We start from the raw sequence: 2,768 nt of genomic DNA, 5'->3' as shown, positions 1-2,768 counted from the left end.
ACGACGGGTTCCAGATCAGCCAGCGGGCGGACTTCTTCGAGGTGGAGGTCGGTCTCGAGACCACGCTCAAGCGGCCGATCATCAACACCCGGGACGAGCCGCACGCGGACCCGGAGAAGTACCGCCGGCTGCACGTCATCATCGGCGACGCCAACCTGTCCGAGATCTCCACCTACCTCAAGGTCGGCACCACCGCGCTGGTGCTGTCGATGATCGAGGACCGGTTCCTGGGTGAGCCGCTGACCGTCGACGGACCGGTCTCCGCCCTGCGCGCCGTGTCCCACGACCCGACGCTCCGGCAGACCGTGACCATGGCGGACGGCCGGACCCTCACCGCGGTCCAGCTCCAGCTGGAGTACCTCGACCTGGCCAGGAAGTACGTCGAGGACCGGTACGGCGCCGACGCGGACGCCCAGACCGTCGACGTGCTCGCCCGCTGGGAGTCGGTGCTGGACCGCCTCGAGCGGGACCCGATGCTGTGCGCCGCCGAGCTCGACTGGGTGGCCAAGTTCAAGCTCCTCGAGCAGTACCGGCAGCGCGACGGCCTGGAGTGGGGCGACGCCAAGCTGGAGCTGATCGACTACCAGTACTCCGACATCCGTCCGGAGAAGGGGCTCTACCACAAGCTGGTCGCCAACGGCCGGATCGACCGGCTGCTCACCGACGCCGAGGTCGACGCGGCCATGCACGAGCCTCCGGAGGACACCCGCGCCTACTTCCGCGGCCGCTGCCTCTCGAAGTTCGCCGACGCGGTGGCCGCCGCGTCGTGGGACTCGGTGATCTTCGACCTGCCCGGCCGGGAGTCCCTGCAGCGGGTGCCCACCATCGACCCGCTGCGCGGCAGCAAGGCGCACGTGGGCGAGCTGCTGGACCGGTCGGAGACCGCCGAGGCCCTGGTCGCCGAACTCACGCGGTGACAGTCGTGCCGTCCCTATAGGGTTTTGGTATGGCCCAGGAGCAGAAGCAGCCGCGCAAGTCCACGGAGGCGGAGGAGACGACCGAAGACGTCGTCGAGACCGACGTGGCAGAGCGCAAGGAAGCCCTCGACGACGACATCGACGCGATCCTCGACGAGATCGACGACGTGCTCGAGACCAACGCCGAGGACTTCGTGAAGTCGTTCATCCAGAAGGGCGGCGAGTGAGCCCCTCGTCCAGCGGCGACAGCCGTCTCCCCGCCGCCTACCTGCAGCCGGGCACCTCGTCGTTCGCCGACTTCCTGGCCGGCCAGGCACCGGACCTGCTCCCGGCCCGCCGCGGCCTGCCCGGGGGTGACGCCTCCGAGCTGGCGCCGCACGGCACCACCATCGTCGCGGCGACGTTCCCCGGCGGGGTCGTCATGGCCGGCGACCGACGCGCCACGATGGGCAACATCATCGCCCAGCGGGACATCCAGAAGGTCTTCCCGGCCGACGAGTTCTCGGCCGTCGGCATCGCCGGGGCGGCGGGCCTGGCCGTCGAGCTGGTCCGGCTGTTCCAGACCGAGCTCGAGCACTACGAGAAGATCGAGGGCATCACGCTGTCGATGGACGGCAAGGCCAACCGGCTCGCCGCCCTCATCCGCGGCAACCTCGGGATGGCCATGCAGGGCCTGGCCGTGGTCCCGCTCTTCGCCGGCTACGACCTCGAGGCCGGGCAGGGCCGGATCTTCAGCTACGACGTCACGGGCGGCCGCTACGAGGAGACCGCGTTCCACTCGGTGGGCTCGGGCTCGATGTTCGCCCGCGGCGCGCTCAAGAAGCTCTACCGCGACGACCTCGACGTCGAGGGCTGCATCACCGCGGTGATCCAGGCGCTGTACGACGCCGCCGACGACGACTCCGCCACGGGTGGGCCCGACCTGACCCGCCGGATCTTCCCGGTCATCCAGGTGATCACCGTCGAGGGCGGCCGCCGGGTGCCCGACGCCGACGTCGCCGCGCTGGCCGACCGGGTCATCGCCGGCCGGATGCAGCGGCCCGACGGCCCGGCGTCCGAGCTCACCGGGGGAGGGGAAGACGCATGAGCATGCCGTTCTACGTCTCGCCCGAGCAGCTGATGAAGGACCGGGCCGACTTCGCCCGCAAGGGCATCTCCCGGGGCCGCTCCGTGGTGGCGGTGCAGTACGCCGACGGCGTGCTGTTCGCCAGCGAGAACCCGTCCCAGGCGCTCCACAAGGTCTCGGAGATCTACGACCGGATCGCGTTCGCCGCGGTGGGTCGTTACAACGAGTTCGAGAACCTGCGGATCGCTGGTGTGCGGCTGGCCGACATGCGCGGCTACGCCTACGACCGCCGCGACGTGACCGGCCGCGGGCTGGCCAACGCCTACGCGCAGACCCTGGGCACGATCTTCTCCAGCGGCGGCGAGAAGCCCTACGAGGTGGAGCTGTTCGTCGCGGAGATCGGCGATGCCCCGACGGACGACCAGATCTACCGCCTCACCTACGACGGCCAGGTCGCCGACGAGCACCGCTACGCCGTCATGGGCGGGGCGGCCGACGTGGTCGCGGGCTACCTGTCCGAGCACTACGAGGAGAGCGCCTCGCTGGCGGATGCGATCGCCCTGGCCGTCGCGGCCCTGGGCCACACCACAGACGAGCGGGGCGAGCCCCAGGACCGGGTCATCCCCGTCAAGGACCTCGAGGTCGCGGTGCTCGACCGGACCCGCGCACAGCCCCGTAAGTTCGCCCGGATCGGGCCCTACCGACTCGAGGCGCTGCTCGGCGAGCGGGGTCCGTCCGCCCCGGCGCCGACCGGCGACATGGCGCGCGACCCCGCCCCCGAGCCG

At 70.9% G+C, this 2,768-nt stretch carries 4 protein-coding genes; all 4 read left to right on the top strand.

What is annotated here, in order from left to right; genetic code table 11:
• A partial coding sequence (locus JHD21_RS21760) for a proteasome accessory factor PafA2 family protein (RefSeq protein ID WP_292679637.1) occupies nucleotides 1-917 on the top strand: 917 nt, incomplete at its 5' end.
• 29 nt (nucleotides 918-946) lie between these two features.
• Complete coding sequence (locus tag JHD21_RS21755) at nucleotides 947-1,144, top strand: ubiquitin-like protein Pup (RefSeq protein WP_292679635.1); 198 nt, start codon at nucleotides 947-949, stop codon at nucleotides 1,142-1,144.
• A complete protein-coding gene (gene prcB, locus JHD21_RS21750) occupies nucleotides 1,141-2,004 on the top strand; it encodes a proteasome subunit beta (RefSeq protein WP_292679634.1) in 864 nt (287 codons plus the stop codon). Before JHD21_RS21755 ends, prcB begins: the two co-directional genes overlap by 4 nt.
• A partial coding sequence (gene prcA / locus JHD21_RS21745) for a proteasome subunit alpha (RefSeq protein WP_292679632.1) occupies nucleotides 2,001-2,768 on the top strand: 768 nt, incomplete at its 3' end. The genes prcB and prcA, both read left to right, overlap by 4 nt.

It is taken from the genome of Nocardioides sp., assembly GCF_016462705.1.
Classification (GTDB): Bacteria; Actinomycetota; Actinomycetes; order Propionibacteriales; family Nocardioidaceae; genus Nocardioides.
The sequence above is the reverse complement of the archived record's forward strand: the minus strand, read 5'-3'. Positions and strand labels throughout refer to the sequence as shown.

Bases quoted from the DNA above. Each gene is read 5' to 3' on its own strand.
- JHD21_RS21755 (WP_292679635.1), top strand. From the start codon at position 947: ATGGCCCAGGAGCAGAAGCAGCCGCGCAAGTCCACGGAGGCGGAGGAG.